This is a genomic window from Bdellovibrio sp. HCB288, assembly GCF_047305935.1.
Lineage (GTDB): Bacteria > Bdellovibrionota > Bdellovibrionia > Bdellovibrionales > Bdellovibrionaceae > Bdellovibrio.
The window spans coordinates 1250955-1277122 of sequence record NZ_CP178619.1 but is presented as its reverse complement, the minus strand read 5'-3'; the positions used below and the strand labels follow the sequence as shown (position 1 = coordinate 1277122).

Annotated in this window: 27 protein-coding genes; 13 read left to right on the top strand and 14 right to left on the bottom strand. The window is 45.8% G+C overall.

The window, feature by feature from the left end; all coding sequences use genetic code 11:
- Nucleotides 1-83 precede the first annotated feature (83 nt).
- From ACLVWR_RS06170 to ACLVWR_RS06155, 4 genes are all read right to left on the bottom strand, one after another.
- A complete protein-coding gene (locus tag ACLVWR_RS06170; RefSeq protein WP_413582992.1) occupies nt 84-899 on the bottom strand; it encodes a purine-nucleoside phosphorylase in 816 nt (271 codons plus the stop codon).
- Between the two features lie 25 nt (nt 900-924).
- Nucleotides 925-2244, bottom strand: a complete 1320-nt coding sequence (locus ACLVWR_RS06165) for a thymidine phosphorylase (protein WP_413582991.1) — start codon at nt 2242-2244, stop codon at nt 925-927.
- Nucleotides 2244-2906, bottom strand: coding sequence for a deoxyribose-phosphate aldolase (gene deoC, locus ACLVWR_RS06160; RefSeq protein ID WP_413582990.1), 663 nt, complete (start codon nt 2904-2906; stop codon nt 2244-2246). The genes ACLVWR_RS06165 and deoC overlap by 1 nt, the downstream gene beginning before the upstream one ends.
- A gap of 133 nt (nt 2907-3039) precedes the next feature.
- Complete coding sequence (locus tag ACLVWR_RS06155; RefSeq protein WP_413582989.1) at nt 3040-4128, bottom strand: type IV pilus twitching motility protein PilT; 1089 nt, start codon at nt 4126-4128, stop codon at nt 3040-3042.
- A gap of 135 nt (nt 4129-4263) precedes the next feature.
- On the opposite strand from ACLVWR_RS06155, the gene ACLVWR_RS06150 reads away from it, so the two are divergent.
- From ACLVWR_RS06150 to ACLVWR_RS06120, 7 genes are all read left to right on the top strand, one after another.
- Complete coding sequence (locus ACLVWR_RS06150) at nt 4264-5781, top strand: Rne/Rng family ribonuclease (RefSeq protein ID WP_413582988.1); 1518 nt, start codon at nt 4264-4266, stop codon at nt 5779-5781.
- Nucleotides 5782-5865: 84 nt separating this feature from the next.
- Nucleotides 5866-7416, top strand: coding sequence for a hypothetical protein (locus tag ACLVWR_RS06145; RefSeq protein WP_413582987.1), 1551 nt, complete (start codon nt 5866-5868; stop codon nt 7414-7416).
- Between the two features lie 205 nt (nt 7417-7621).
- The gene (gene rplU / locus ACLVWR_RS06140) at nt 7622-8182 is read left to right on the top strand and encodes a 50S ribosomal protein L21 (protein WP_340598128.1); all 561 of its coding nucleotides are present in this window, start codon (nt 7622-7624) and stop codon (nt 8180-8182) included.
- 25 nt (nt 8183-8207) lie between these two features.
- Nucleotides 8208-8468 (top strand): 50S ribosomal protein L27, encoded by a 261-nt coding sequence (gene rpmA / locus ACLVWR_RS06135; protein ID WP_088615960.1) that lies wholly within the window; start codon nt 8208-8210, stop codon nt 8466-8468.
- 114 nt (nt 8469-8582) lie between these two features.
- Entirely contained in the window at nt 8583-9611 is a 1029-nt protein-coding gene (gene obgE / locus ACLVWR_RS06130) for a GTPase ObgE (protein ID WP_413582986.1), read from the top strand.
- Nucleotides 9611-10633, top strand: coding sequence for a nicotinate (nicotinamide) nucleotide adenylyltransferase (gene nadD / locus ACLVWR_RS06125; protein WP_413582985.1), 1023 nt, complete (start codon nt 9611-9613; stop codon nt 10631-10633). Before obgE ends, nadD begins: the two co-directional genes overlap by 1 nt.
- Nucleotides 10634-10635: 2 nt before the next feature.
- Complete coding sequence (locus ACLVWR_RS06120; protein ID WP_340598124.1) at nt 10636-11106, top strand: 23S rRNA (pseudouridine(1915)-N(3))-methyltransferase RlmH; 471 nt, start codon at nt 10636-10638, stop codon at nt 11104-11106.
- 12 nt (nt 11107-11118) lie between these two features.
- On the opposite strand, the gene ACLVWR_RS06115 is transcribed toward ACLVWR_RS06120, so the two are convergent.
- Nucleotides 11119-11895 carry a protein-glutamine glutaminase family protein gene (locus ACLVWR_RS06115; RefSeq protein ID WP_413582984.1) on the bottom strand — a complete coding sequence of 259 codons (777 nt, stop codon included), beginning with the start codon at nt 11893-11895 and terminating at the stop codon, nt 11119-11121.
- 777 nt (nt 11896-12672) lie between these two features.
- On the opposite strand from ACLVWR_RS06115, the gene ACLVWR_RS06110 reads away from it, so the two are divergent.
- Nucleotides 12673-13323 (top strand): LolA family protein, encoded by a 651-nt coding sequence (locus ACLVWR_RS06110; protein ID WP_413582983.1) that lies wholly within the window; start codon nt 12673-12675, stop codon nt 13321-13323.
- The gene (gene rimO / locus ACLVWR_RS06105) at nt 13320-14693 is read left to right on the top strand and encodes a 30S ribosomal protein S12 methylthiotransferase RimO (protein ID WP_413582982.1); all 1374 of its coding nucleotides are present in this window, start codon (nt 13320-13322) and stop codon (nt 14691-14693) included. The genes ACLVWR_RS06110 and rimO overlap by 4 nt, the downstream gene beginning before the upstream one ends.
- A 35-nt stretch (nt 14694-14728) precedes the next feature.
- On the opposite strand, the gene ACLVWR_RS06100 is transcribed toward rimO, so the two are convergent.
- Nucleotides 14729-15805, bottom strand: coding sequence for a tetratricopeptide repeat protein (locus tag ACLVWR_RS06100; RefSeq protein WP_413582981.1), 1077 nt, complete (start codon nt 15803-15805; stop codon nt 14729-14731).
- 31 nt (nt 15806-15836) lie between these two features.
- On the opposite strand from ACLVWR_RS06100, the gene ACLVWR_RS06095 reads away from it, so the two are divergent.
- The 3 genes from ACLVWR_RS06095 to ACLVWR_RS06085 all read left to right on the top strand — a co-directional run bounded on the left by ACLVWR_RS06095 (nt 15837) and on the right by ACLVWR_RS06085 (nt 18830).
- Nucleotides 15837-16685, top strand: a complete 849-nt coding sequence (locus tag ACLVWR_RS06095) for a hypothetical protein (RefSeq protein WP_413582980.1) — start codon at nt 15837-15839, stop codon at nt 16683-16685.
- A 132-nt stretch (nt 16686-16817) separates the two neighbouring features.
- Nucleotides 16818-17174, top strand: a complete 357-nt coding sequence (locus tag ACLVWR_RS06090) for a DUF2203 domain-containing protein (protein ID WP_413583486.1) — start codon at nt 16818-16820, stop codon at nt 17172-17174.
- A gap of 42 nt (nt 17175-17216) precedes the next feature.
- Nucleotides 17217-18830: an NAD+ synthase gene (locus ACLVWR_RS06085; protein ID WP_413582979.1), complete on the top strand. Its 1614-nt coding sequence runs from the start codon at nt 17217-17219 to the stop codon at nt 18828-18830.
- Nucleotides 18831-18881: 51 nt separating this feature from the next.
- On the opposite strand, the gene ACLVWR_RS06080 is transcribed toward ACLVWR_RS06085, so the two are convergent.
- A complete protein-coding gene (locus tag ACLVWR_RS06080; RefSeq protein WP_413582978.1) occupies nt 18882-19496 on the bottom strand; it encodes a PolC-type DNA polymerase III in 615 nt (204 codons plus the stop codon).
- A gap of 21 nt (nt 19497-19517) precedes the next feature.
- On the opposite strand from ACLVWR_RS06080, the gene ACLVWR_RS06075 reads away from it, so the two are divergent.
- Nucleotides 19518-19889 (top strand): 2Fe-2S iron-sulfur cluster-binding protein, encoded by a 372-nt coding sequence (locus tag ACLVWR_RS06075; RefSeq protein ID WP_413582977.1) that lies wholly within the window; start codon nt 19518-19520, stop codon nt 19887-19889.
- Here the strand turns inward: ACLVWR_RS06075 and ACLVWR_RS06070 are convergent.
- The 7 genes from ACLVWR_RS06070 to ACLVWR_RS06040 are packed head-to-tail and all read right to left on the bottom strand — an operon-like array spanning nt 19864 to nt 26141.
- A complete protein-coding gene (locus ACLVWR_RS06070) occupies nt 19864-21072 on the bottom strand; it encodes a hypothetical protein (protein WP_413582976.1) in 1209 nt (402 codons plus the stop codon). The two genes, ACLVWR_RS06075 and ACLVWR_RS06070, sit on opposite strands and share 26 nt — an antisense overlap.
- A complete protein-coding gene (locus tag ACLVWR_RS06065; RefSeq protein WP_413582975.1) occupies nt 21069-22385 on the bottom strand; it encodes an ArnT family glycosyltransferase in 1317 nt (438 codons plus the stop codon). Before ACLVWR_RS06065 ends, ACLVWR_RS06070 begins: the two co-directional genes overlap by 4 nt.
- Before the next feature lie 2 nt (nt 22386-22387).
- A complete protein-coding gene (locus ACLVWR_RS06060) occupies nt 22388-23470 on the bottom strand; it encodes a helix-turn-helix domain-containing protein (RefSeq protein ID WP_413582974.1) in 1083 nt (360 codons plus the stop codon).
- Complete coding sequence (locus tag ACLVWR_RS06055) at nt 23467-24222, bottom strand: tetratricopeptide repeat protein (protein ID WP_413582973.1); 756 nt, start codon at nt 24220-24222, stop codon at nt 23467-23469. Before ACLVWR_RS06055 ends, ACLVWR_RS06060 begins: the two co-directional genes overlap by 4 nt.
- A gap of 24 nt (nt 24223-24246) precedes the next feature.
- Nucleotides 24247-25392 (bottom strand): class I SAM-dependent RNA methyltransferase, encoded by a 1146-nt coding sequence (locus ACLVWR_RS06050; protein WP_413582972.1) that lies wholly within the window; start codon nt 25390-25392, stop codon nt 24247-24249.
- 3 nt (nt 25393-25395) lie between these two features.
- Nucleotides 25396-25821 carry a nucleoside-diphosphate kinase gene (ndk, locus tag ACLVWR_RS06045; protein WP_340598110.1) on the bottom strand — a complete coding sequence of 142 codons (426 nt, stop codon included), beginning with the start codon at nt 25819-25821 and terminating at the stop codon, nt 25396-25398.
- A gap of 14 nt (nt 25822-25835) precedes the next feature.
- Entirely contained in the window at nt 25836-26141 is a 306-nt protein-coding gene (locus tag ACLVWR_RS06040) for a hypothetical protein (RefSeq protein WP_413582971.1), read from the bottom strand.
- Nucleotides 26142-26168 lie beyond the last annotated feature (27 nt).

Below are 26168 nucleotides of genomic sequence, written 5' to 3'. Positions count from 1 at the left end.
AAAATTGTTTATCCAAGAATGAAATCTGGATCAACAAAAGTTCGATTCAACACATAGGTCTGTTTGTATAAACAGACCGTAGTCTAGATGTTCGTGATGAATTCTTTAAGGAATGAAGTGAACTGAAGCTCTACACGCTTGGCAGTTTCAGTTACTTCATCGTGTGAAAGTTTCTGCGCAGACATTCCCGCAGCCAAATTAGTGATACAGCTTAGAGCTGCCACGCGAAGACCTAGGTGATTTGCCGCGATAGTTTCAGGAACTGTACTCATGCCCACGGCCTTGCCGCCAATAAGCTTCAAGTAACGAACTTCAGCTGGAGTTTCATAAGTGGGACCGCTAACACCACAGTAAATACCCTTGTGATAGCGAGTGCCTTGCTTTTGCAGAACCTGCTCCATGATTGTGATCAAACGCTTGTCGTAAGCTTCAGTCATATCCGGGAAGCGAGGTCCAAGCTCCTTGATGTTCGGTCCCATCAATGGATTCGTGCCCATCAAGTTGATGTGATCTTCGATGATCATAAAATCGCCAGCCTGCATGCTTTCGCCAAACCCACCAGCGGAGTTGGTCAAAATCAAAGCTTCAATTCCCAGCATTGCCAAGGTTCTAGTCGGGAACACAACACTTTCCATGCTGTGCCCTTCGTAATAGTGATTGCGACCTTGCAAAATCACGATGGATTGGCCGTTTACTTTACCGAAAATCAAATTTCCGGAATGGCCTTCAACTGTTGGAGGGGAGAAGTGCGGGATGTCTTTGTAGGGAATTGTTGTTTCAATTTCCACATCCTGAACAAAGGCACCCAAACCAGAACCTAAAACGACACCGACCTTCGGTTTCGCCGAAGTCTTTGAACGGATGAAGCTGATCGATTCTTGAAGTTTATTGAGTACCAAGATATTCTCCCTTTGTCCTCGAGGGTTAGCTCAAAACTTTCAGTATCAAACTAGGCTTTGACACCTTTTGCAAGGAAATATTAATCGCCGATTTCAGCATAGGAACCGCGGAGTTAAGCAGATCCATGTCGTCCCCATGAAGCGTGAACAAAGTGTCTCCGGATTTCACTTCATCACCGACTTTGGCGTGGAATTCGATTCCCGCGGTGGGTGCAATGATATCAGTCGTTTGCGCGCGACCAGCTTTGATCAAAATTCCGGCAACACCAATGCTTTCCGTGTGGAATCCTTGAATGAATCCTGACTTTTCAGCAGTGATTTTTAAACTAAATTTTGGTTTTGGAACATTGCGAAGATCGCCACCATGGATTTTGCAAAGCTCTTCAAATTTCTTAAGTGCTTTGCCCGAGGTGAGTGTTTCAAGAGCAATTTGATATGATTCCTCTTCCGTCTTGCCGATTCCAGCAAGCAGAAGCATGTGTGCAGAAAGGCGCAGACTTAGTTCGCGCGTATCTTCGTACAAATCATACCCATGTGGACCCATGAATTTTTCATTCTTCATGATGGCAACGCACTCATCCACTTCAAGCGAGTTTCCGGCATAGCGGCCCAGCGGCTGATCCATGTTGGTCAGAAGTGAAGTCACTTTTTTGCCGTAACCTTTTGCGATATTCATCAAGTTTACCGCCAGCTCTTCAGCCAGCGCAGGGGTTTTCATGAAAGCTCCGGAGCCATACTTAACGTCCAAAACCAAACCATCGATGCCTTCAGCCAGTTTTTTGGACATGATCGAGGCGCAAATAAGTGGCAAGCTTTCTACAGTCGCGGTGACATCACGAAGTGCGTAGATCTTTTTATCTGCCGGGCAGATTTCTTTAGTCTGACCAATGAAGCAAATATTGTTTTTGCGAACCAACTCAATAAACTCATCCAATGGTTTTTGAGTGTTGAAGCCAGGAATGGCTTCAAGCTTATCCAAAGTTCCACCGGTGTGACCCAAGCCGCGACCGGAAATCATCGGCACGGGTGCGCCAGCGGCGGCTACGATAGGACCTAGAATCAAACTGGTTTTGTCGCCAACTCCACCCGTGGAGTGCTTGTCGACTTTGAATCCCTTAACAGAGGAAAAATCCACAACCTCACCGGAGTGAAGCATCGCCTTTGTCAGACCCAAAGTCTCTTCTTTGCTCATCCCTTTAAAAAAGATGGCCATCAACAACGCTGACATTTGGTAGTCAGGAATTGAACCGCGGGCATAACCCAGAATGAACTCTTCAATTTCATCGGTAGTCAGTTCGCCGCCGTTACGTTTCTTTTTAATAATTTCTGCTGGAAGGAAAGACATTAGTAGCCTCCTTGAGACTGTTGACCCTGAACCAAAGCAACGCCGGAACTGGTACCCAAGCGGGTAGCGCCAGCTTGAATCATGGCCATTGCTTGTTCTGCATTTTTAATACCACCGGAGGCTTTGACTTCCATTTTATCACCAACGATGGATTTCATAAGTTTTACATCGTCAACTGTAGCGCCGCCACCGGCAAAGCCAGTGCTGGTTTTTACGAAGTGAGCTCCGGCTTCAAGGGCTGCCTTGCATGCCAGGACTTTTTCTTCGTCGTTGATCAACGATGTTTCAATAATAACTTTTACTTTTTTGCCGGCGGCTGCCTGCACCACGGCTTTAATGTCGTCGCGAACATAGTCAAGGCGGCGATCTTTTAGTGCGCCGATTTGTACCACCATGTCGATCTCCTGCGCGCCATTTTTAATGGCAGTGCTGGTTTCAAAAGCTTTGCTGATGGTGTCCATGGCTCCCAATGGGAATCCAACAACGCAGCAAACTTTTACATCGGAGCCGCCTAGTAGCTCTGCGCACTGTTTTACATAGGAAGTGTTTATGCAAACACTGAAGAAGCCATGTTCACGGGCTTCCTGACAGAGTTTTTCAATTTGCGCGGATTGCGCTTCAGGTTTTAAAAGCGTGTGATCAATGTATTTATTCAATTGCACGAGGCACCTCTTCGGGTTCAAAAAGAAAAGGTACCTTACCTTCTGTAATAGGGCAATGCCGACTTATAAAAAGAGAAGTGCCCTTGGTTTTACCAAAGGCACTTGATCTGTAACTGAAAGTTTATAGTTTTTGCTATCCGACTTTGGTTTTTGTGCCACCACCGACAGCGTTGATTGCTGTGTCTGAGCTGCCCGTAGTGCCCAGGAATGTTTTAGCATCTGCTGCAGAAACTTTTCCTTTGCGAACCAGGTCCTCGATATATTTTTCAAACAAAATCATACCCTGACTTGAACCAGTTTGCATTGCAGAGGCAACCTGATGGATCTTACCTTCACGGATAAGATTCGAAATCGCTTTGGTATTACGCATGATTTCGTAAGCTGCAACACGGCCCTGGCCATCCGCACGCGAGAACAGAGTTTGAGCCACAACGCCACGCAGGGATTCGGCTAACATAGTTCTGATTTGCGCTTGTTGGCCCGCAGGGAAAACGTCGATGATACGGTCAATTGTTTTTGCCGCACTGTTGGTGTGCAGGGTACCAAAAACGATGTGACCTGTTTCTGCCGCGGTTAATGCAAGGCCAATAGTTTCAAGGTCACGCAACTCACCCACCAGCAGGATATCCGGGTCCTCACGGAGCGCGGCTTTAAGTGCGTTGGCGAAAGTTTTTGTATGACTTCCAACCTCACGCTGATTCACCAGTGATTTAATATTTGGATGTACGAACTCGATCGGATCTTCAACAGTGATGATGTGTGCTTCACGAGTCAGATTAATTTGATGGATCATCGCCGCCAGAGTCGTGGATTTACCAGAACCTGTCGGACCCGTAACCAGAATCAAACCGCGATCGCAATCGATCATATCAAGAACCGCTGGTGGAACTCCAAGTTCCTGTGCGGTTTTGATTTTCTCTGGGATGATACGCATAACTGCGCCCAAACCTTTACGCTGCATGAATACGTTGCAACGGAAGCGTCCAATTCCGGGTAATGTGTAGGCAAAATCCAGTTCCCATTTTTCAACGAAGGCTTTCTTTTGCTTTTCAGAAAGAATTTCGAAGATAAGTCCCTGAACATCCTGATTTGAAAGCTCGCGATAATTCAGCGGAACCATGTTCCCATGAAGGCGTAAATAGGGCGCTGCTCCGCTTGTCACGTGCAAGTCCGAGGCACCTTGTTCAACCATGAGTTTAAACAGTTCATCAATCGTAGCCATTCTATTCTCCCTAAATGGTCTAATTCAGTGATCTTTTCGGTAAGTTGTGCTTTAATGTTTAAATATTAATTGCTCTCACGATTGTTTCTGGACTATTGAAGAGAGATTGAATCCAAGACCTGTCTGGAGGACCCCGTGTCAGCAGAAATTCTCATCAATGTCAGACCTCAAGAAACACGCGTTGCCTACGTAGACGGCGGAGTGCTGTCAGATTTAAAAATTGAACGTAAAACTTCGCCGACATTGGTCGGGTCTATCCACCGCGGCACAGTCATTCGTGTGTTGCCGGGTATGCAAGCTGCCTTTGTGGACATTGGTCTGGAAAAAGCGGCGTTTCTTTATGTCGGCGATATTCGCGAAGACGTGGACGACAACTTCCTTTCCAGTGTGGATCGCGAAGAACCACTTGAAATGGATGGAGACGACGACAAACCTCATCACACAGTGAAAACTCCGATTCAGGATCTATTAAAAGAAGGCCAAAGCATTCTTGTTCAGGTTGCGAAAGATCCATTGGGCACAAAAGGTGCGCGTATTACGACTCACTTGTCATTGCCAGGACGTTTCGTGGTGTTTTTGCCGACTGTGCGTCACCTTGGTATTTCCCGCCGAATTGAAGACGAGACTGAGCGTGAAAGACTTCGCCAATTGGTGCAAAAAATCAATCCATCAGGTGGTGTGATCGTTCGTACCGCTGGTGATGGTGCCTCCGAAGAGATGTTGAAGGCCGACATCGAGTATTTGGATCGTCTTAGCAAAGAAATCTTCAAAAACTACGAAAAGAAAAAAACACCGGGTGCGTTGCACACTGAACTTGATGTGGAGCTTCGTGCTCTACGCGATTTGATGAGTGAGGATGTAACCAGCGTTTGGGTTGATAATGTTGAAATCCATCGCAAGGTTGTTAAATTCGTTTCTCAATTCATGCCGAAGTATAAGCAGAACATCGTCCTATATGAAGAGAAGAAGCCTTTGTTCGACTTGTACGACATCGACATCGAGATCTCCCGCTCAATGGAGCGTAAGATCTGGTTGAAATCCGGTGGTTATATCGTGATTGACGAGGCCGAAGCTTTGGTCGTGATCGATGTCAATACCGGTAAGTTCGTCGGCAAGAAGGATCTGGAAGAAACTATCTTAAAGACCAATCTGGAAGCAGTACGCGAAACAGCCCATCAGCTGCGTATTCGTAACTGTGGCGGTATTATCATTATCGACTTTATCGATATGGAAAAAGAATCTCACCGCGAAAAAGTCATGGAAGCCCTAGCCGAGGAGTTGGGGCGCGATCGTTCGCGCACAAATATCGTCTCCATGTCCCAGTTGGGTCTGGTGGAGATGACACGTAAACGCATTCGCCCAAGTTTGATCAAAACTTTGTGCGAGCCATGCTCTTACTGTGATGGAAAAGGCTACATTAAGCGTAAATCCACTGTGGCGAATGAAATCTTCCGTGAACTTGAGCGTGATGCAGACATGCTGACCAATAAGAAAACAAACGTGGTTATTCACTGCCACAGCCAAGTGGTTGATTGGATCTATGAGGTTGAGGGTGAGAGTTTGGAAAACATCGAGAAAAAACTCGGCCGCTCTGTCGCCTTTAAAATTGAGCCAAATTACCATTTGGAACAATACGAAATATTCTTTGTCTAATTTTGAAACGCACTGACCTCTTTTGGGGTCAGTGTTTTTTAAGTTTTCAATTCACTTTGCTCTCGAAATTCCGACGAGAGTATCATGAAGCTCCTGTTGCATATCTTATTGATTTCTATGCTTTCGCTCGTATCCCGGGCTGAGGTGGCGTGCAACACTTCCTCCAAGGATCCACTTTCAGGATTTGTAAAACTGTCTTTGAATTCTTGTGTGCAGACGGCGCAGTCCAAAGAGTGCGTCGATCTATACGAGCAAATGCGCGAAGAGGGGGAGTTACCTGAAGGCAAAGCATTGAAATGTAACAGCACGGAAGGACTTGCGCGTAGCCTCGAGGAGTCCTGGAGCTATACATCGGGATGCGCAATCGGTGGTTGGAATTTCGTTAAAGGGTTGGGAAATACTGTCGTAGATAGCGTTGAAGCCCTTGGTGAATTCGCTGAGGACGTGGAGATTGCAAGAGCTGCGAACCAAGCCTGTGATGCCGATCCAAACGGTCGTGCCACGTTATTTGATCAGCTCAATAAATCCGCGCCAAAGCTGCTTCAGGTACCGAAGCCTTCTGCTGCAACGCTGGCAAAATCAAGTTGTGGAGCAATCAAGGCCAGCATCAGGCTATTGCAAACTCAAAAAGCGGATCAAGCCAGCCTGGAGCTGAATCGAAAAGTTCTTTTGCAGAAAGCAAACTTCACTCCTGAAGAAAAAGAACTCCTGGAGTGGGGTCAAAGACGTTTGCCAGGATCACAGTTGAGCTTAATTGAGGCTGCGAAAGCCAAGCTTAAAGATGTAGGCGTGCGATTGGAGTGTTATAACTCTCAGGCTGCGGCGGCAATGGTTTGCGAAGCTATTGCTGAGGTGGGCACACTTGCTAGTGGTGCTGTGGCCGTTGCAATGAAAGCAGCGCGAATGAGCAATGTTGCAAAGATCGCCGGGGTTTCGCTGGATAAGGCAGCAAGGCTCACGAACGCTGAAAGAGTGGTGGCGGCTGAAAAATCCTTGGGCCGGGCTTTGAGTGAGGCAGAAAGCAAGGCATTGATAGAGGCCCATGAAGTGGCTGCCAATACCGGCAGAGGTTACGGGAGCTATTCAGCAACGGACCTTAAGAACAAAGCCGACATATTAAAGAGCGCAGGCTTCAGTGAATCAGAACGTGTGACCCTCATGCGACAAGGGTTGGCAGGTGTTGCTGCGAACAGCACCTCAGCGCGCAACTATACAAACTCAATGCGCCTCCAAGGTGAAAAGCTGCTAAGTGCTGGCCGGGCTAGCGAAGCAAAACAAAGCTTCCGATCTGCAGCCGATTCCTTTGAAGTGGTTGTGAAGGATGCAAAATATACAAAATCGGACCGTGATTATTGGATGGGTGCGAAAATAAACGCAAACGCCGAAAGATATGACAAAGCGGCCGAATACTTTATCAAGAGCTATTCTAAAGAAGCCGGAAATTCCCGCGCAGAAGCAATTTACGAGGCTTTGAACCGAGAAAAGCAGCAATTAAGAGCCATTTCGTCCCAAAACTCAGGCGGCGCAGCAGCTCAAGCCAACTACCAAACACACAGAAAACTCATAGAAGCTGTGGTGAACAATTCTCAACTCCGATTGAGCGATGCGCTAAAAGCCGAACTTTTAAAACCCTAAAGTCACATAAGGCATTGAATATATTAAATTTTTAATGAACTTCTGGATTCTTAAAAAAGCTGTCTTTTTTGTTGCCAAGAGTCACCGCCACCGTTAATCTCTTCTTCTTCCCGAAAAGCTGAAAAAAATAGCATGCAATAGGTTGACAAAGACTAGTGCGAGGTGGCATTTACCAGTGGCTTAATTCGGGTAGCTGGAGGTTCTAATGTACGCGATTATTCGTACGGGCGGTAAGCAATATAAAGTTCAAGCTGGTGACGTTGTTCAAGTTGATAAAGTTGAACAAAAACTAGGTGCAGAGTTTGATATCAACGAAATCTTGATGGTTGGTGGTGAGTCCACTCATGTTGGTCAACCTCTTGTTAAGGGTGCGAAAGTAACTGTTGTTGTTACTAAGCAAGCTAAAACTAGAAAAGAAATCGTTTTCAAAAAGAAACGTCGTCAAGGTTACAGAAAGTTTGCAACTCACAAGCAAGACTTTACTGAACTATTTGTGAAATCAATCACAATTGATGGTAAAACAACTAAAACAGATGCTACGCCAAATGTAGTAGACGTTGCTGCGAAACGCGCAGAAGCTGCTGAAGCTCGCGTTGCTGCTCGCAAAGAACGTGTATCTAACAAAAACAAAGGCGAAGAAGTCGTTAAAAAAGCTGCTAAAAAAGCTGTAGCGAAAAAGAAAGTTGCGAAAAAAGCTGTTAAAAAGACTGCTAAAAAAGCAACCGCTAAGAAAAAAGTAGCTAAAAAGACTTCTAAAAAAGCGTAATCATAGATTTTAAGCGAGGTTAGTCATGGCAAGTAAGAAGGCCGGTGGTAGTACAAAGAATGGTCGTGATTCACAGAGTAAACGCTTAGGCGTTAAACGTTTCGGTGGCGAAAAAGTTCTTTCTGGAACAATTATCGTTCGTCAACGTGGTACAAAATTCCACGTTGGTAACAACGTAAAAATTGGTCGTGACCACACGATCTATTCTGTAATCGAAGGTCTTGTTAAATTTGAGCGTTTTGCAAAAGATCGCTTCAAAGTTAGTGTTTATCCTAAAGCTGTCTAGTTTCCACTAGATCCTGCTCTTGATAAGCACCAAGAGATTTTACAAATGCATAAAAGGAGCCTTCATTGGCTCCTTTTTTGTTGTTATATCTCTCCTCAAAGTATTGGTGCTCATATGAAATTCATTGATGAAGTTAAAATCACATTAGCCTCAGGCCGTGGCGGCCCGGGTTGCGTTAGTTTCCGTAGAGAATCGGGAGCCCCTCGTGGCGGACCTGATGGCGGTGACGGTGGCCGAGGCGGTGATGTAGTTATTAAAACTTCCCGACACATCAACTCACTTTTTGAAATCAGACAAAATAAAAGATACGCAGCTCAGAATGGTGAGATGGGTTTCGGTCGTCAAAAACACGGCGCAGACGGTGAAAACCTTGTGCTTATTGTTCCAGAAGGCACATTGATCCGAAATCTTGAAGGCGAAATTGTTGTCGATATGACTGGTATCGACGAGCACGTGTTATTGCGCGGTGGTCGTGGTGGTAAAGGCAACGAGTTCTTTAAAACCTCTATCAATCAGGCTCCAACGCATGCACAGCCAGGCGAAGATAACGAAGAGCTTGAAGTTAAGCTTGAGTTAAAGTTGATCGCGGACGTTGGTATTATCGGTTTCCCGAATGCTGGAAAATCAACTTTGATTTCCCGTATTTCGGCAGCGAAGCCTAAAATCGCGGATTATCCTTTTACAACTTTGACGCCAAATTTGGGTGTGGTTAAAGCGGGTGACTACAGTTCATTCGTCGTAGCTGACATTCCGGGTTTGGTAAAAGGCGCGCACGAAGGTGTTGGCCTGGGTATTCAATTCCTGAAACACGTTGAACGTACCCGAGTATTCATCCATTTGGTTGATGCATCCGGTATGTCAGGTCGTGATCCATTTCAGGATTTTGAAGATCTGAACTTTGAACTTAAAATGTATGATGAGAGCAATCAGGACAAAGAGGGATTCTTCCCACTTTCCACACGTCCTCAATTTGTCGTGCTCAACAAAATTGACACTCTCAGCATTGATCAAATTGAAAAACTTAAATTGAAATTCAAAAAAGCGACAGGCTCTGCGCCTTTGGCCATTTCTGCGGTCACTGGCAAAAACATCAATGAACTTGTAACAGAGTTGGGTCGCCTGATTTTGAAGGATGAAGAATAATGAAAATTGGTATCTTTGGCGGAAGCTTTAATCCTCCTCACATGGGTCACATTAATGCCATTCAAACAGTGGCAAAAAAAATGGGTTTGAACAAAATCCACGTGGTCCCAGCAGCACAAAATCCTCTTAAAACTCCAGTTGAAGGCCCAACGGCGGAACAACGACTTGAGCTTACCAAGCTGGCATTCGCCCAGTACGGTGAGACTTATTTTGTAGACGACCAAGAGCTAAAACGCGGTGGTATGAGCTACACAATTGATACGATCATGAATCTTCGTAAAACATACGAGGCATCTGATTTGTACCTGATCGTTGGTGCGGATAAGTTCGAAGAACTTAGCCAGTGGAAAGACTATTCAAAAATTTTGGCTGAAACAAACTTGGTTGTTACAACTCGTCCGGGTTATGACATGCCGGAATCCATGGATGAAATGCCAGGATATTTGAAGCCATTGGTTGCTGACTTTGATTTCAACTTCATCGAGTTAACAACGGGCCGTAACATTCAGTTCATCACGTTGCGTGACATTGAAATTTCATCCAGCGAAGTTCGTAAATGGCTTAGAACTGGCAAGCCGGTTGAAAAATACCTGCCACTTTCTGTTGAAACTTACATCAAAGAACACAAGCTTTACCGCAATCTTGGCGATCGCATTGATGACTTTAAAAAATTCAGCGAATTCTGTGCAAACATCCTGTTCGCGAATAAAGGCATCAACGTTCGTGGCTTTGACCTTCGCGAAATCACAGCTCCTAGCGAGTTCGCATTGATCGCATCTGGTACTTCAACTCGTCACGCAACAGCTATGGCTGAAAATGTTGTGATCGCAGTTAAAGAGGAATTCAATCTTCACCCACTTTCAGTGGAAGGTGTTGATGAAGGCCGCTGGGTACTGGTGGATTACGGGTCTTTGATCGTTCACGTGTTCTATGACTTTGTTCGCCAGGAATACAGCCTGGAAAGCATTTGGAAGAATGCTAAAGACCTGGGTCTTAAAGATCCATACGTTGGGAAGCAATAGTAATGAAATTCATTTTGTACAACCTCGCAACCGCCAAAGAGGCGTGGGCCGACGAGGTCAGCGAGTTGTACAAAAAGAAGATTTCGTTTTTCATGCCATTTGAAATTCAAAGTCTTAAAGCTAAAAAGTCTGCTCGTGAAGACGCAGACTTTAAGCGAAACGAAGAATCCGAACTTATTTTAAAAAACATCAATTCAGATGATTACGTCGTGCTCTTTGATGAGCGCGGTTCCGTTTTCGACTCGATACAATTCTCTAAAAAAGTTGAAAATATCCTGGGGAGCTCAAAGAAGCGCGCGATTTTTATTATCGGTGGTGCTTTTGGAGTGAACGAGGACGTTCGCAAGCGTGCGGACTTGAAAGTGGCTTTGTCGCCGATGGTGATGAATCATCTTATGGCTCAAGCTATGAGTCTTGAGCAGATTTACCGAGCCTTCACTATCATCAAGAAAATCCCTTACCACAATATCTGAGGTAACAGTTCCCTAAAGCCAAGGCGGCTGATTTCCGAGTTCCTTTTCAGGATTGCGCCCTAATTCCAGCAGACGATTCCATTCATCAGGAAAAAAGTAGCTTTGCTCTTTTGCTGCGAAATCCTCATTCACGGGATTTGGATTCGTGCAGATATCGTCCGGATCAAACGTATCCTTGGAGCAAATCGAGTAGTTGATGTTGGTGTTGCGACCACCGATGGCGATGTCCCATTGTTTTAAAGTCATGGGCTGCTGTGGATTCAATGCGGGATCCAGAACGTAAGCGGTTCCTTGTACGCTGTAAACGACAGCAACATGGTACCACCACTCCACGTGACCATGGGGTGAGTTTTTCGTCTGAGCCAGTAAAGATCCAAAGGCGAAAACCTTCTTGGGTGTGGATTTTTTGATTTCAATCAGTTTTTCTGCCGCCAGTTCCGCGCGTGCGTAGCAACCGTCGTCTGGATAAAGCCATGTCAGGCGGCGGGGAGTTTGTCCGTCCTTCATAAAATATGAATCACGAATGAACTTAAAGTTCGCCAGCAAGTCTTCGTAGGAACCTACATCGGGAATCTTGGAGATATCCAATTGGGACAGGGGTTTTGATAAAGATTCCGGTGAGTTTGAAGAGGAGAAAAAATCCTGATCAGCAAGAGTAAAAGTGCCAATTCGGCTGCGAATCTTGGCAGACTGATAGGTCTCGTTCGCAAAGCGTGAAGCGGATAAACCAGCAAATGCTGTTGAACCAACAGTACCAATCAAAAAGACGATAATTCCTAAATGCCGCATGACATTCCCCACCTATTTAGTTTTTAGGTCGGACACCAAATCTTGTCAAATGAAAGGCCGTATTGGCCGATAAGTTGCTATGCAGAGCAACTATGAACTCACTAAGAACTCTATTGAACAGATGTCTAACTCCTTGTTTGCATTGCGGCTCATTTAACAAGTCCGATGGGCTGCTTTGCCCGCCCTGTCGGATCACCGTAAATTCTTATCTGAAGCCTCAATTGGAGTCGCGGGATTGGGGCGTTTTTGAAGCGCACTCTTTGTTCAAATGGATTCCGGGAACCAGTGATCTACTTTCGGCCCAGTTGGTGGGTTTAAAGGGAACACAGAAAAATTCAGATTGGAATCATTGGGCCGGAAAGTTTTTGATTCGAAGAATTCAACGGGGACTGCCAGACAGACGAATCATTGTGATTCCAGCCCCGTCTTCTAATCCGAGTCGGGGAAAAGATCACGCCTATCAATGGGCCGAGGCCCTGAGTGAGGCTTTGGGTGCGGAGCTTTACCCTTGCTTGACCAAAAAGGCGAATCTCAGTCAGAGAGGCGCCAGTCGGGAGCGGAGGGTGCAGGTGGAACTGGAGCTAGATGAAAATTCTTCATTGGTGTCTGAGAATTGGTCAGAGGCCTTATGGGTCTTTGCCGATGATATCGTTACCACGGGCTCCACAGTGCTTGCCGCGTATGAGGCACTTGGGAGGCCCCCTCATTTTGAGGCTTGGACCCTGGCTCATCGGACGCTTACTTGCGGAGATTAACCCGATCTGTTATAACGCCCGAATGCTTAAACAAATCAGCGCTTTAATTTTATCTCTCGGACTATCCCTGAATGCATTTGCAGCTGAAAAATCCAATACCACTTTAAAGAAAATTTCCCAGAAGTATCGTTCTGCAAAGCTTGTGGAAATGAATGTGGAAAAGGTTGATAAGCTGGCGTTGCAGGGGCGTGAGAACAAGTACGTAGGCACTATTGCGATTTCCAGCGGTAAATTTCGTTGGGAAAATACGACTCCAGAGAAAAGTCTTTTGGTGTTTGATGGTACCACAATATGGAGCGTTCAATATCCACCAAAAGAATTTGGCGGCGATCCACAAATTGGTCGCGGCAAAGTGAACAAGAAAAATAAATCTCAAACCATCATCGCAACTTTGCTGGGTGGTGATTTGCAGGGCAACTTCAAGGTGACAAAAGAAGATACAGAGGGCGACAAGTCCACTCTTTCTGTTGCGCCGATCAAAGAAGACCTGGTGATCAAGGACATCAAACTTGTCGTGAACACCAAAAAAACAATCGTCGAGCAAATTTCATACAAGGATGATGTTCAGAACATCACGACTATGAAGTTTTCTGATGTGAAGTTTAAGAACAGCGTTAAGAAAAGTTTATTTAAGTACGAACCACCTAAAGGCGTGCCGGTGACAGACCTATGAAACAAGAAGTAGTTCAAAACAAAAAAGTTCATTTTATCAGTTTGGGTTGCCCAAAGAACCTGGTCGACAGTGAGATCATGGCCGGGACTCTGATGAAGGATGGTTTCGAAGTTGTGGGTGAGGCTGATCAGGCCGACACAGTTATCGTGAACACTTGTGGCTTCATCGAGGATTCTAAAAAAGAATCCATCCAACGCATTTTGGACATGAGTGATCTTAAGCAAGAAGGCAAAATCAAAAAGGTTGTTGTCGCGGGTTGCTTAACTCAACGCTATAAGGACGACCTGGTTGAAGGTTTGCCAGAGGCGGATTTGTTTGTTGGTTCTGGTGAATTCCAAAACATTTCAAAAATCCTGAAAAACTCTGAAGCGGGCGAGAAGCAAAGAACGTTCTTCAATCTTCCGACTTATCTTCAGGAAGAAGCGACTCCGCGTGTGAATTCCCAGCCGGGTCACCGTGCGTATTTGAAAATTTCTGAAGGTTGTATGAAGCGTTGTGCTTTCTGCGCGATCCCGTTGATCCGTGGTAACCTTCAATCCCGCTCTATCGATGCGATCGTTGCTGAAGCCAAGCTTTTGGTTGCTGGCGGTGTTAAAGAACTTATCATTATCAGCCATGACTTCACAGACTACGGTTTTGATATTCGTCGTAAAGATCCAACTCGCAAGGAAAGTCCGGTTGAGTTGTTGAAAGCTCTTGATCAAGTTGAGGGTCTTCAATGGATCCGCTTGATGTACTTGTATCCAGATGGCATCACTCAGGAAATGGTTCAAGTTATCAAGAACAGCAAAAAAATTGTTCGTTATTTCGATATGCCACTTCAACACGTGAACGATGCAGTTCTTAAGAGCATGAATCGTAAAATGACTCGTGATGAAATTGAAACAGCATTGATGAACATCCGTGAGCATTTGCCAGAGGCAGTAATCCGCACTCAGTTCATCGTGGGTTTCCCAGGTGAAACTGAAGAGCAATTTGAAGAGTTGTTGCAGTTCGTGGCAACACAGCAGTTCGACCGCGTGGGTTGCTTTAAGTACTCTCCTGAGGAAAACACTCCTGGTGGCCGCATGGATAACCAGGTTGATGATGAAACAAAAGACTACCGTCATGATGCATTGATGGAAGTGCAACAAAACATTTCCCGTAACAAGCACCGTGATTTCGTCGGTAAAACAATCGACGTCATCGTTGAGGGTTTTTCTGAAGAGACAGACTTGCTGTTGCAAGGGCGCTTCTGGGGTCAAGCACCAGACATCGACGGCGTTGTTTTGATCAATGACGGTGAAGCTAAAGTCGGTGACATGGTTAAAGTGCATGTAACTGACTCTATGGAATACGATTTGATCGGTGAGATTGTTAATGAAAACTAGAAAATAAAAAGGCTCCCTAAGGGAGCCTTTTTTCGTTAGAAGGTGCAGTTCTCAGAGGCACTCTCGAATTTTCCCGTCCACTCCGAATTTCTGGAGTTTCTTAAAACTGTCGTGGCCCGTCTGAATGCCACGGCATTTTTTTTGTCGTATTTGCAGGCGTTCTTATAGGCAATGAAAGCCACTTCGTATTTTTTGATCTCAAAGGATGTCGTCGCCAGGCCCAGCCAGGAGCGAGCCGACTTCGGATCCGCCTCGGTGCCCACCTTGTAGTACTTCATCGCCTCTATGGAGCTCTTATCGTCTTCCAGAAGGCGACCATAGGTGTATTGAGCGAATTCAGATTTTGGAAAGTCCGTTGCAGCCTTTTTGAGCGTGGTCTTTGCCTTGTCGTCGTCCCCCATGCCCTTCATATTCAGCCCCAGATTCACATAGGCACTGGCGCGTTTGGAGTCGGCCTGAATGGTTTCTTTGCAGCTGGTGATTCCTGCGTCGTAAGTGCTGTCCTTGGTGTTAACGTCGCAAAGGATTTCCAGAAAGTCCGCGCGCTTGCCAATATTGTCGATCATATCCTGCGCAAGAATACGCATCTCGTAGTAATTTGGTGGAGTACGGTCTTCGTACATTTTCAAAAGCGACCGGTAGGGTGGCTCAAGCTTTGGATTCGCCTCGATAGCCAGCTTGTAGTTTTCAAGCGCCTCTTTGGGTTTTTTTTGCATTGTATAGGCGTTGCCCAGCAGGGAATAGGCTTCGGCGTCCTTTTGGTCCTTGCTGACCAGGTTGTTCAATGCGCGAATCATATCCCCAGTTTCACCGCGGGCCTCGTGAGCCCGGGCTAAAAGTAAAATAGCGTTGCGATCAATTTTGTCGATATTTTTCCACAGCAGCAAAGTGACCTTCTGATAGTCCTTCTGTGCGTAAAACTCCTCGGCCAATTTGACCACCAATTTGGTGTTTTGAGGCTGCTTGCGAATTTCGGCTTTAAGCTGTTCGACCTTATCCTGCCCCGAGGTCTGGGTTGCAGGGGCCTCCGGGGTTCCGGCAATGGTCGATAGTGAGACAAAAGGCAAGATGATTACCACGAGCAAGTGTTTGAAATTCAGTCTGCTTTTCATATGTTGTATTATGACTTAAATGCCCAAGCGAGTGAAGAGATCTAAATATTCAGCTGGACTAAAAAGCAATCGCGGTCAGGCTGTGATTGAGTACGTTTTGATATTAGTCATTACGGTGTCTCTTATTTTGATGCTGATCTCTCAGATTTTTAAGCCATTTCAGGCATTTGTTCAGTCATTTACGGGTGATTATCTGGCCTGCCTTCTGGAAACCGGCGAACTGCCGAAGCTGGGGCAGGAAAGTGACATGGAATGCAAATTCAGTTTCCAGAATGTGTCCGGTGAATTTAAAAATAATCCATCCTCGGCAAATTCAAACTCCAGCAACAGTGAATCGTCATCCAAGGATGCAGAGAAATCAAAATCAAGTTCCTCATCTTCCAGTGGCAGCAGTGGTGGCAGCACCTACGCGGGCTCACAGTCACGCAATCGTGGAAGTAATTATATAAGTCGATCTCGCACACCGAGTTCGGGTATTGATGGTTCCGGCCAACAAAGCGGAAAAGTTGTGGAGATTGCACTCGAAGGCGGCGGTGCCGGAGGATACTTTCAATCAAATAATGGTGGATACTCAGTTCAGGTTGGCAGACGGGTGGCTTCTGTACCAATTACAGGCCTTACTGATGACGAAAGAAAAAAACTCGAGAAAAAAGCCAATGCGGGGTCGAAGACAACCGCTGTTCAAAGCGATGGATTTGCTCCGCAGAAAAAGAAAATTGCTGTCAAAAAGCCTGAGCCAAAAATCGATCTTCCGAAAGAAGAAGAAGCTGTTACTTTTGGAAATTTTATACGTTGGTTGTTCATTGCCGCCCTCATTATTGCACTCGTGATTTTCCTCGGTGGTCAGGCGCTGCAGTTTTCCAAGAGTGGTGAAAAATAGTCTGCATCGCGTTTAGAAATTTTCCACACATAATCTTAAGTTGTCTGTCACTGAACGGAATTTCTTGATCCAAATAGAGCTTTCAAGCATACAAGGCACTCGCTTGTTTCGAGGGGGCCATTTTTGGAAAATGTGATTGAAATCAATCGCAAAAAATTCTTCACAATTAGTGAAGCGCGACAGTTGTTGCCGATAGTCTATCGGTTAACTGATGAGGCAAATCGTGAGGTCAAACTTCATGTTAACCGCATTGAGGCCTATTCCGATAAAACCCACCCTTCAGTGGTATCTATTGAAGAGCAAATAAACGTTATCATTGATCGTTGGCAGGCAAAAATCGAGAAGCTGGGCGCAGAGCCTAAAGGCCTTTGGATGGCTGATTTCAACAGCGGAGAAGGCTATTTCTGCTGGAAGTTTCCTGAGACTGAAGTGAATCATTTTCATGGTTATCACGACGGTTTTTCGGGACGTACAGTCATCGACCCATAAAACCCGACTTGAAAGTCCAATAGGTCAGCGTATATTGAGGCCATGAGAATTGCTCTGGCACAAATCAATCCCACCCTGGCCGATTTTAAATCCAATAAAGAAAAAATTCTGGATTATGTTCACCAAGCTCAGCAACGCAAATGCGACTTGGTGGTGTTTCCTGAGTGCTCGTTGTTTGGATATCATCCCTTTGACCTTTTAGAGCGCGAGCAAATAGTAAAAAAGCAGGAAGCCGAGATGAAGGATCTTTTAAAGAAGATTCCTAAAGGCATTGCCGTTATCTTCGGTATGATTACACGTAATCCCGATAAAAAAGGGCGCCCTTACTTCAACTCAGCAGTGTTTGCGGTAAAAGGTCAGAAACCGCGATTCTTTCACAAGCAGTTGTTGCCAACGGGCGACGTGTTTGACGAGGCTCGTTTTATTGAGCCAGGTGATTTTAGTAAGAATTACTTTACCTGGAAGGGTAAGAAGTTCTTCCTGACGATTTGTGAAGATATCTGGGCGTGGCCGGATGCCAAGGGCAAGTCGCCGTATAGAATCAATCCTCTGGCAAAAGTAAAAAAGCAGAAAATTGATCTGGTGGTGAATCTAAGCGCCTCACCTTACTTCGTTGATAAAATGAAACAGCGTGAATACGTGACCAGAAAAACAGCTGAATACTTCAATGCACCCATCATGTACGCAAATATGGTCGGCGCACAGGATGAGATCATATTTGATGGCGCAAGCTTCGTGCTTGATAAAAAAGGCAAGAAGCTGATGACTTGTCAGGCTTTTGAAGAGGATTTGAATGTCCTTGATCTTGATACCAAGGAAGTCTGGAGCAAGAACGCCAAACTAACTTCCACTGAAGAACTAAGACGCGCTTTGGTTTTGGGCATTCGTGATTTTTGCGCAAAAACGGGAATGAAGCGGGTACATCTGGGTTCCAGTGGTGGTATTGACTCTGCGGTTGCAGCGGCGTTGGCAGTTGATGCCATGGGGCCTGCAAACGTGACGACGCTGGCTTTGCCTGGCCCGTATAATGCGAAAATGAGCCTGGATCTGGCGCGGGAACTTGCCAAAAACCTTGGGGTTGATTTCAAAGTTGTTGAGATTGCTCCGATGTATGAAGCGATTGTAGAGCAGTTGGAAAAAGGAATTGCGCTAGAAGGCTTCAGTGTTGTGAATGAAAACCTGCAAGCACGTCTGCGCGGTTTAACACTTATGGCGTATTCCAATCAGAATAACAGCTTGCTACTGACCACAGGAAATAAAAGCGAATATGCTTCCGGCTATTCGACTTTATACGGAGACATGTGCGGCGGTATCGCTCCGCTGGGTGATCTGACTAAAAAGCAGGTGTACGAACTTGCGCGCCACTACAACAAGCAAGGTGAGGTGATTCCGGAAACAATCATCACGCGTGCCCCTTCTGCGGAACTTAGACCGAATCAAAAAGATCAGGATTCGTTACCACCATACGATGAGTTGGATAAGTCTGTTGTCTCATTGGTTGAGCAGGCAAAAGAGCCGAAGACATCTTCGGATAAATGGTTGCTTCCTGTATTGATGAGAACGGAATTCAAACGCTGGCAAGCAGCTCCGATTCTGAAGGTTTCCCCGCATGCTTTCGGCCGGGGAAGACGTTATCCAATCGCACACAAAGCATAAAAAAAGGCCGTGGTAACACGGCCTTTTTAATTTCATTACTAATTCTAAAAACTAAACGCCAAAGAAATCCATTTGTTTTGGCTGGCGGATGATTTGCGGAAAACGCAATTCAGGTTTGCCCGTCAAAGCGACAAGGTTTGCAACTTGCGGAGCTTGGCCGCCAATGGAAATACGTTTAAGCATTTGTGTGAACATGTGACCAAGGTAGGTCGCATCTTCTTCTGCTCTATGGAAGTCTGTAGTGGGAATCTTAAGGTGTTGTACCAAAGTGCCCAATTTGTAGTTTGGAAGGCCTGGGAATACCTTGCGCGCGATTGGCAAGGAGTCCAATACAATTCCGCGTGGTGCTTTGGATTCGTGTCTCTTAACGTCAGCAGTAAGGAACTGAGCATCGAATGGAGCGTTGTGCGCAACCATGATGTCATCACCGCAGAAATCAGCCAAAGAGTCCAACAATGTATCAATTGTTGGTTTTCCTTTAACCATATCATCAAAGATACCATTCACTTTTGAAGCGCCTGGAGGAATTGGACGAAGAGGGTCCACAAGTGTTGCAAATACAGCCTCTGGTTCACCATTAATGAAGCGAACAGCTCCAATTTCAATAATTTGGTCAACGCCAGGCACAGTTCCAGTTGTTTCAAAGTCAAAAGCTACAAATCTCATGGGATAATTGATACAAAATGGATGGGGCCCTTACAACAAAAGAGTGCCCTAATATGGGGGAAGTTCGCTGTGAAGTCTAAGTCTGGAAAATATATAACCTTTTTGCCGGACAACCGAAATGTCTTGGTGAGTCAAAAGGACCAGAGTGTATTAGATGTAGCTGTGCGCGAAGGCTTGCCTTTGAATCATACCTGCGGGGGCTTCGGAACTTGCGGCACATGCAGGGTATTTGTTCGTGAGGGCCTGGGTAATTTGCCTGAGCGAAATGAGATCGAGATGGAGATGGCAGAAGACCGGAATTTTGCGGAATTCGAGCGCTTGGCCTGCCAGCTGGAACCAATCGACGGCCTCGTTTGTGAGATCCCGGCTACGGAGTCACATAAAAAGGATTAGTGTAAATCCAAGTGAACCACTTTTTAGCATCCGGCATTGGCAGCATGGATGTAACTCGGACCTGAATACGGTACACGCCAGGACTGGTTATTGGGAAAATAGCTTCCGGCTCGTTGATACGGCCAACATCCTGACCATCTTTAAGAATGATAATTTCAAAGAAGTCTTTGGGAACAGCCGGCAGTCGAACTTTTAATTGCATGCCTTTTTTCAGTTTAATCTCGGAACCCATCAGATAGGTTTGCTTGTCGTCTTCAATCGTAGCAACAAAACCTTTCGGATCACCCAGGATGTCCATCGCCAGATAGAAGTTACCTTGTTTCAAAGCATTAAAGATTTTGGAGCGATCACCGTTGAAACTACCAGTAAGCTCTGACTTCAAAAGCACATGATTGGACATGATCTCAAAAGATCTTTTGTAGCTTGGGAACTTGATGAAGTAGTTCGCCAGGGGAATAGCGCGTGCTGAAGCTTCAGCGCCCGCATAGACGACGATTTTCCTTTGCAGAGACAGCTTATCCAAAAGAGCAATTTCGTCTGTGGGCTCTGAATAGAGTCTAAGAAACGACAAGCGTGGATTGAAGGGGTAAATCAACAAGCTCCAGATAGTTGAAAGCTTTGAATACTCCCATGCCCGGTTGGAAAGACTTTTAAGATTCCATAACTCGAAGCCATCTAAACCTGTTGGAAAATCCCCATTCCAGGAAAATCCTGCCTTATAGGGATGCGCAAGGATTGAAAGGGAATCTTTGGAAGCGCCGGTCTTTTGCGAAAGAAGATCCGCCATTTTCACCTGAGCTTCGCCAAAGGAATCGCCGATGCTCTCCTGATTTATGGAGTAATACATGATTCGAGAATCCAGATAGCTGTATTTGCCAGCAGACATCACCAGAAGATTTCCGTGATAGGATTCAAAACTTGTTGGCATATTGAACAGATTCAAATCAGTAAAGATCAGAAAATCCAGGCTGGCTAGTTTGGCAGAAGTAATCACAAAGCTTGGAGTTGCAGAGCCCGCTGAAAGATCAGTGTGGACGTTTAAGACACCCTTGTAGTCGTAGTAGTTGGAAGAGTGTGCCGCCGAGATCTGTCGTGGCACGATGGACGTGTCGAACTGATTTAGATAAAATCCGTAGAGGAAATAAGTCACCAGTAAGAATGATAGTGCGACAAGTGTTTTCATGGTCGAGTGAATTCCAAAACAACAAAGTCAGGCGCAACCCTTTTGATTTCCTGATAAGTCCATTGTTGTTCGGAAAGCCACTGCGGTAAACCATTGCCTTCACGCTTCACCAAATAAAACTTATTACCCTGAGGTTTTGCCTCTGGAAAAGTATCGAAATAGTCATAACGACTGATGCCGCTAAGTTTGAAGACCGGAGTTTTGCTAAAATACCAAAGAGATGACGACATTTGGTATGAATTCCCATAAAGGGGCTGGTACTCGACAGTTTCTTTCGCAAGCTTTTGATAATCAAAAGGCTCGCTGACCTTTGGATCCATGTTTCGTAAAGATGGAATAAAAAGCATGGAAACTGCGAGCGTGATCAGCAGTCCGAAAAATCCAACATAGTAGCGATACCATTGCTGCATTCTTGGATAAAGCACGGCAAGCATGAAGACCGCCGGGTAGGCGATAATTGGCCAATTTGCTTCCACGAGTGCTTTAAAGGATGTTCCAAAGAAGAAAATTAGTGGAAACCAAGCAAAGTAAATCAAATACCTTAGTGGCGCTGGAACTTTCGCGCGAAGTGCTGACCAGAACACCCAGGGAAAAATAATCAGAATTTGTGCTATCACATAACTGATTGTCCATTCTGCTTTGTAATCTGGTCGTTCAAAGCCGTGATCCAATTGAAAGCGGAAGGATTGAAAGTCATTTTGATAGTTCCACAGAATGACCGGCAGACAGAAAAGCAGGCCCGTAAGCAAGGTTACTGGAACATACTTCCAGTTCACTTCCCGCCATTTTCTTTCAAATACCAGGTAAAGCAAAATGGCAGGCACAAAAAGAACAATGTGGTACTTGGCGCAGAATCCAAGACCCAATGCGCAGCCTAAGGCTGCATAGCTTTTCAAATCTTTTTTTTGCAAAACAAGATCGAAACAGTAGATGGATAAAATCCAGAAAAAGATAACCGGAAGATCAGGAGTGACAATCAAAGATCCAAAGCCCAACAGCGGGGAGAATAATACCAGGTAAATCCACACGCGAACTTTCTCGAGATCGATGTGTTTTCGAAGGAGCTCAACGCCAACCCAGATCCCACAGTGACCGAGCAGAACTGCGGGCCAGCGAACGGAGTTAAGAAGGGGCTCCAGAAAGTGACCCAGATAAAACAGCCATGCCACCATGGGTGGATGATCGAAGTAACTTAATTGCAGGCGATGAGACCAAACCCAGTAGTAGGCTTCATCGGCACTGAGTGGAAGCAGTGCCGCCAGAATAAGTTTGACGAAAAGGCTGATAAGCCAAAGTCGTTTCAGGTCTTTCAAGGCTAGTAGCTCAATTTAATTGGTTTACCCAGATCTCCTGGAATGCCCAATTCTTTTCCGTTAAGTATCAGGTTCACAGCGCCACCATTGGAGAAATTAATTTTCAAACCGCTTTTGCTTTTGAAAGTGTGTACTTGCTCTGCAGACAGTCTGATTTTTTGTGGCTTACCCGATGGGGAGGCGTACTCGATTTCAACTGTATCCAATGCTTCAACGATCAGCTCCACCGGTTTTGCTTTCTCAGGAGTTGGAGAAGCGGTTGGTGATGGAGAAGCTGTCGGAGTCGTCGTTGCAGCGACAGATGCTGTCGGCGTTGGTGACGGGGACGCTTTGGCTGTCGCAGTTGCCGCTACAGTTGCCGTTGGAGATGGGCTTTGTGAAACAGAAGGAGATGGTGAGGCTTTAGGTGTCTCAACCGGTGTTGCCTTGGAGATTGGTTCAGGCTTTTCTTCTGGTTTTGTGATTTGTGCCAACGGCGACGCGTTTGGAGTCGGGCTCTCAGATGTCAGTGGCTCTGCTGGAGCGGCATCACCATCAACCGGAGTCGCGCCTTCCATCATTTCCGCTACTTCAGCGGTTGGCACTTCAGCTTCTTTGGAATACTTGTCGATCATTTTTTTGGTGAAGATGATCAAGCCCGCCAGGAATACCAACAGCACACCAACCACGATCGTCTTGGTGTTGTTTTTCTTGTTCAGCGGCGAATAGTCATTGCTGGAAGAAGTTGCTGGGGCTGATTTTCTGATCGGAGTGACGGTAGCCTCAGGTTCATCAGAAGATGCAGTGGTTTTTGCAACTTCTGCTTCCTTTTCTGGTGTCGAAGTCGGACGGATGTAAGGCTGAGGGCGCGTGCTGCCCATTTCCTGATAGAAGGTTTCCAGAATTTTATCAGCATCCAGACGCAGGAACGTTGCGTAGCTTTTTACAAAACCGCGCAAAAACGTTTTTGCTGGCAATTGATTTTCGTCACCGTCTTCGATGGCTTTCAAAACTTTGCTGCTGATTTTCAAGGACAGACCCACTTCATTAAGTGAAAGGCCTCTTTCTTCACGAGCGGCTTTTAGTATTTCACCGGTTTTTTTCATTGTTGTCCCTTTCGAATCAGCTCCAGCATGCTCTTGGATTTTTCACGATATTGGCCATTTGGATAATAGCGAATGATTTCTTCAAAACGAGCGATGGATTTGGATTTATCCCCCAGACGGAAATAAGCCAGGGCGCTGTAGTAATGAGGATCATCAATCAGATTTTTTTGGCAAAAGCCAATGGCGCGATCCAGGGCTTCTGCTGCCTGTGAGTACTTTTTTTGCTCAAAGAAAGCTCGACCATAGTAGGTATTTGCCCAACAGTCGTCTGCAGTGGAGTTAAGAACCTTCAGGAATGCATCCTGGGCAGCGGAATACTGCTTTTGGTGAAATTTTGAAAGCCCCAGATTGGTGTAAGCTTTGGCAAAGCCACCGTAGGTAAGATCATTTAGTACCAATGTAAGTTCTTTGTCAGCTTCCGCAAACTTGCCGACTTCAATGAGTGTGCGAGCCAGGTTGTTGCGTGCATCGCTGTACTGGGGATTCATGGCAATTGCCTTGCGAAACTGTTTTTCTGCAAGGTCGTAGCGTTCCCTCAGGAAGTAGGCTTGGCCAAGGCTGTTTTGGATTGTGGGTTCGTTAGGATCAAGCTCTTGGGCTTTTAGCAAAGCGACAATGGCATTGGGATAGTTCGTTTCTTCGATAAAGGCATTGCCCATTCGAAGATATAACGCAGCTTTTTCTTTGTCTTGATTCCAACTTGCGCAGCCCACCAAAGTGAGTGCACAGGCAGCGATAATCCATTTACGCATGAATAAAAAGGTATCACTAGAGGGCTAAGAGTCAACCCTGAGCTCAGCAATAGTCTCCACATGGTCTGTCTGTGGAAACATCTCGAAAGTTTGCATGCGCTCCAGGCGGAATTTTTTGCCGAGCTGTTGAGCGGATGCGAAGAACCATTTCAGATCCCTTGCCAGAGAAACCGGGTGACAGCTGATATAGATGATCTTTTCCGGCTCCGCCGCAGCCAGAGAACGCATAATGTACTCGCTGGCGCCCGCACGAGGAGGGTCCAGGACCACCAGGTCCTGTTTTTGGATAGTCGCTCTGCGCATGTAGCTTTCCACGTCAGACATGAAATAGCGCAGGCGTTTTTCTTTATTTTGGGCGCGACCGCGCTCCACCAGTTTTGGGTTTAGTTCGACAGCCGTTATGTTGGCGGATTTATACTTGTTCATCAGCGGGAAAGTAAAGTTACCCGCTCCAGCATAGAGGTCAAAAACCTGCCGATACTCGGTATCTCCAGCCCAGTTCAACGTGGTTTCTAACAAATGTGGATTTTGAAAGCGGTTAACCTGAGAAAAGCCGATGCCATCGTCCTCGTCAGTGATCAGTCCGTAGCGGATCTCCTCATTTTCAGAGATATACATTTCCAGTCGCAAAAGATCTTTCGACTTTTTATCTGCGGCCCATTGGCGGACTTCCGGGAATTTCTTTGTCAGAACATCCTCTGTAATCAAGCAGTCGTCGATTTCGACAATCTCGTGGGAGTTTCTTGCAAAAAAACCGAAGCGGCCATTTTGAAATTTTGGCTGAATGCGATTGCGGTAGCGCAAAGAGCGCGGACTTGGTTGCAAAGGAAGGTAATCGAAATTCAAATCAGGATTGAATTTGCGGATTGTCTCCAGCACCAATGCTTCTTTTTGTTTTTGTTGTTCTTCCTCAGTCAGGTGCTGCCAGTTGCAGCCGCCACAAACATTAGCGACAGGGCAGGGTGGTGTTCTGCGGGAAGGACCCGGCTTCAGAACTTCAACAATGCGGGCTTCTGCAAAATTCTTTTTCGCGGTGGTGATTTCAACCAAGAGCTCATCATTGGGTGCAGCCAAAGGCACAAAAATAACAAGGCCATCGTGGCGGGCGATGCCCGCTCCTCCGATGGCCATTTTCTCGATCTTAACTTGGATGCGAGAATTTGCAGTCACAGACTACGCGTTGCAGATTTCGTGTTTTTCGAAGAACAATGCAAGTTCGCGAGCAGCAGATTCTACAGAGTCAGAACCGTGAACTGCGTTTTCACCTACGTTGTCGCCGAATTTAGAACGGATTGTGCCAGCATTAGCTTTTTTAGGATCAGTTGCACCCATGATTTCGCGGTTTTTCAAAACTGCGCCTTCACCTTGCAAGCACATCAACATAACTGGACCAGAAGTCATGAAAGAAACCAGTTCGCCGAAGAACGGACGAGCTTTGTGTTCTGCGTAGAATTCGCCAGCTTTATCAGCAGACAAAACAACGATTTTTGCAGCAGCGATTTTCAAACCGTTTGCTTCAAACATGCTTACGATGTCACCGATAGCATTTTTTTTCATAGCGTTTGGTTTGATGATTGAGAATGTTTGTTCGATAGCCATTAGGTATCTCCTTGTTATTTACAAATGGTATATGTGATCTCAAAAAATTCTGGTGTTTTGTGGAACTGGGATACGCACGTCCATTCTCTGCTTTGCAGAGTGATCAGGTTGCGAACGTTTACAATAGTTTGAATCGCAGTTCCTTCGGAGTCGTCAGCCTGAGTAAAGCCTTGTCCTTTAATCGTGTAGCGATAGTCTGGATTCAATAAATCCAATGTCTGTTCGACATCCTCCGTTGCCATGATGACAACTTCTTTGATGCGACCGGCTTGAGCTGTTGCGGATGCAAATAGCAAAGCAATGACTAAAAGCTTCTTCACGAGAGGTCTCCCTTTTTTAGGCCTCTT

Bases quoted from the DNA above. Each gene is read 5' to 3' on its own strand.
- ACLVWR_RS06165 (WP_413582991.1), bottom strand. From the start codon at position 2,244: ATGTCTTTCCTTCCAGCAGAAATTATTAAAAAGAAACGTAACGGCGGC.
- ACLVWR_RS06155 (WP_413582989.1), bottom strand. From the start codon at position 4,128: ATGGCTACGATTGATGAACTGTTTAAACTCATGGTTGAACAAGGTGCC.
- ACLVWR_RS06145 (WP_413582987.1), top strand. From the start codon at position 5,866: ATGAAGCTCCTGTTGCATATCTTATTGATTTCTATGCTTTCGCTCGTA.
- rplU (WP_340598128.1), top strand. From the start codon at position 7,622: ATGTACGCGATTATTCGTACGGGCGGTAAGCAATATAAAGTTCAAGCT.
- rpmA (WP_088615960.1), top strand. From the start codon at position 8,208: ATGGCAAGTAAGAAGGCCGGTGGTAGTACAAAGAATGGTCGTGATTCA.
- obgE (WP_413582986.1), top strand. From the start codon at position 8,583: ATGAAATTCATTGATGAAGTTAAAATCACATTAGCCTCAGGCCGTGGC.
- nadD (WP_413582985.1), top strand. From the start codon at position 9,611: ATGAAAATTGGTATCTTTGGCGGAAGCTTTAATCCTCCTCACATGGGT.
- ACLVWR_RS06120 (WP_340598124.1), top strand. From the start codon at position 10,636: ATGAAATTCATTTTGTACAACCTCGCAACCGCCAAAGAGGCGTGGGCC.
- ACLVWR_RS06115 (WP_413582984.1), bottom strand. From the start codon at position 11,895: ATGCGGCATTTAGGAATTATCGTCTTTTTGATTGGTACTGTTGGTTCA.
- ACLVWR_RS06110 (WP_413582983.1), top strand. From the start codon at position 12,673: ATGCTTAAACAAATCAGCGCTTTAATTTTATCTCTCGGACTATCCCTG.
- rimO (WP_413582982.1), top strand. From the start codon at position 13,320: ATGAAACAAGAAGTAGTTCAAAACAAAAAAGTTCATTTTATCAGTTTG.
- ACLVWR_RS06100 (WP_413582981.1), bottom strand. From the start codon at position 15,805: ATGAAAAGCAGACTGAATTTCAAACACTTGCTCGTGGTAATCATCTTG.
- ACLVWR_RS06085 (WP_413582979.1), top strand. From the start codon at position 17,217: ATGAGAATTGCTCTGGCACAAATCAATCCCACCCTGGCCGATTTTAAA.
- ACLVWR_RS06080 (WP_413582978.1), bottom strand. From the start codon at position 19,496: ATGAGATTTGTAGCTTTTGACTTTGAAACAACTGGAACTGTGCCTGGC.
- ACLVWR_RS06075 (WP_413582977.1), top strand. From the start codon at position 19,518: ATGGGGCCCTTACAACAAAAGAGTGCCCTAATATGGGGGAAGTTCGCT.
- ACLVWR_RS06070 (WP_413582976.1), bottom strand. From the start codon at position 21,072: ATGAAAACACTTGTCGCACTATCATTCTTACTGGTGACTTATTTCCTC.
- ACLVWR_RS06060 (WP_413582974.1), bottom strand. From the start codon at position 23,470: ATGAAAAAAACCGGTGAAATACTAAAAGCCGCTCGTGAAGAAAGAGGC.
- ACLVWR_RS06055 (WP_413582973.1), bottom strand. From the start codon at position 24,222: ATGCGTAAATGGATTATCGCTGCCTGTGCACTCACTTTGGTGGGCTGC.
- ndk (WP_340598110.1), bottom strand. From the start codon at position 25,821: ATGGCTATCGAACAAACATTCTCAATCATCAAACCAAACGCTATGAAA.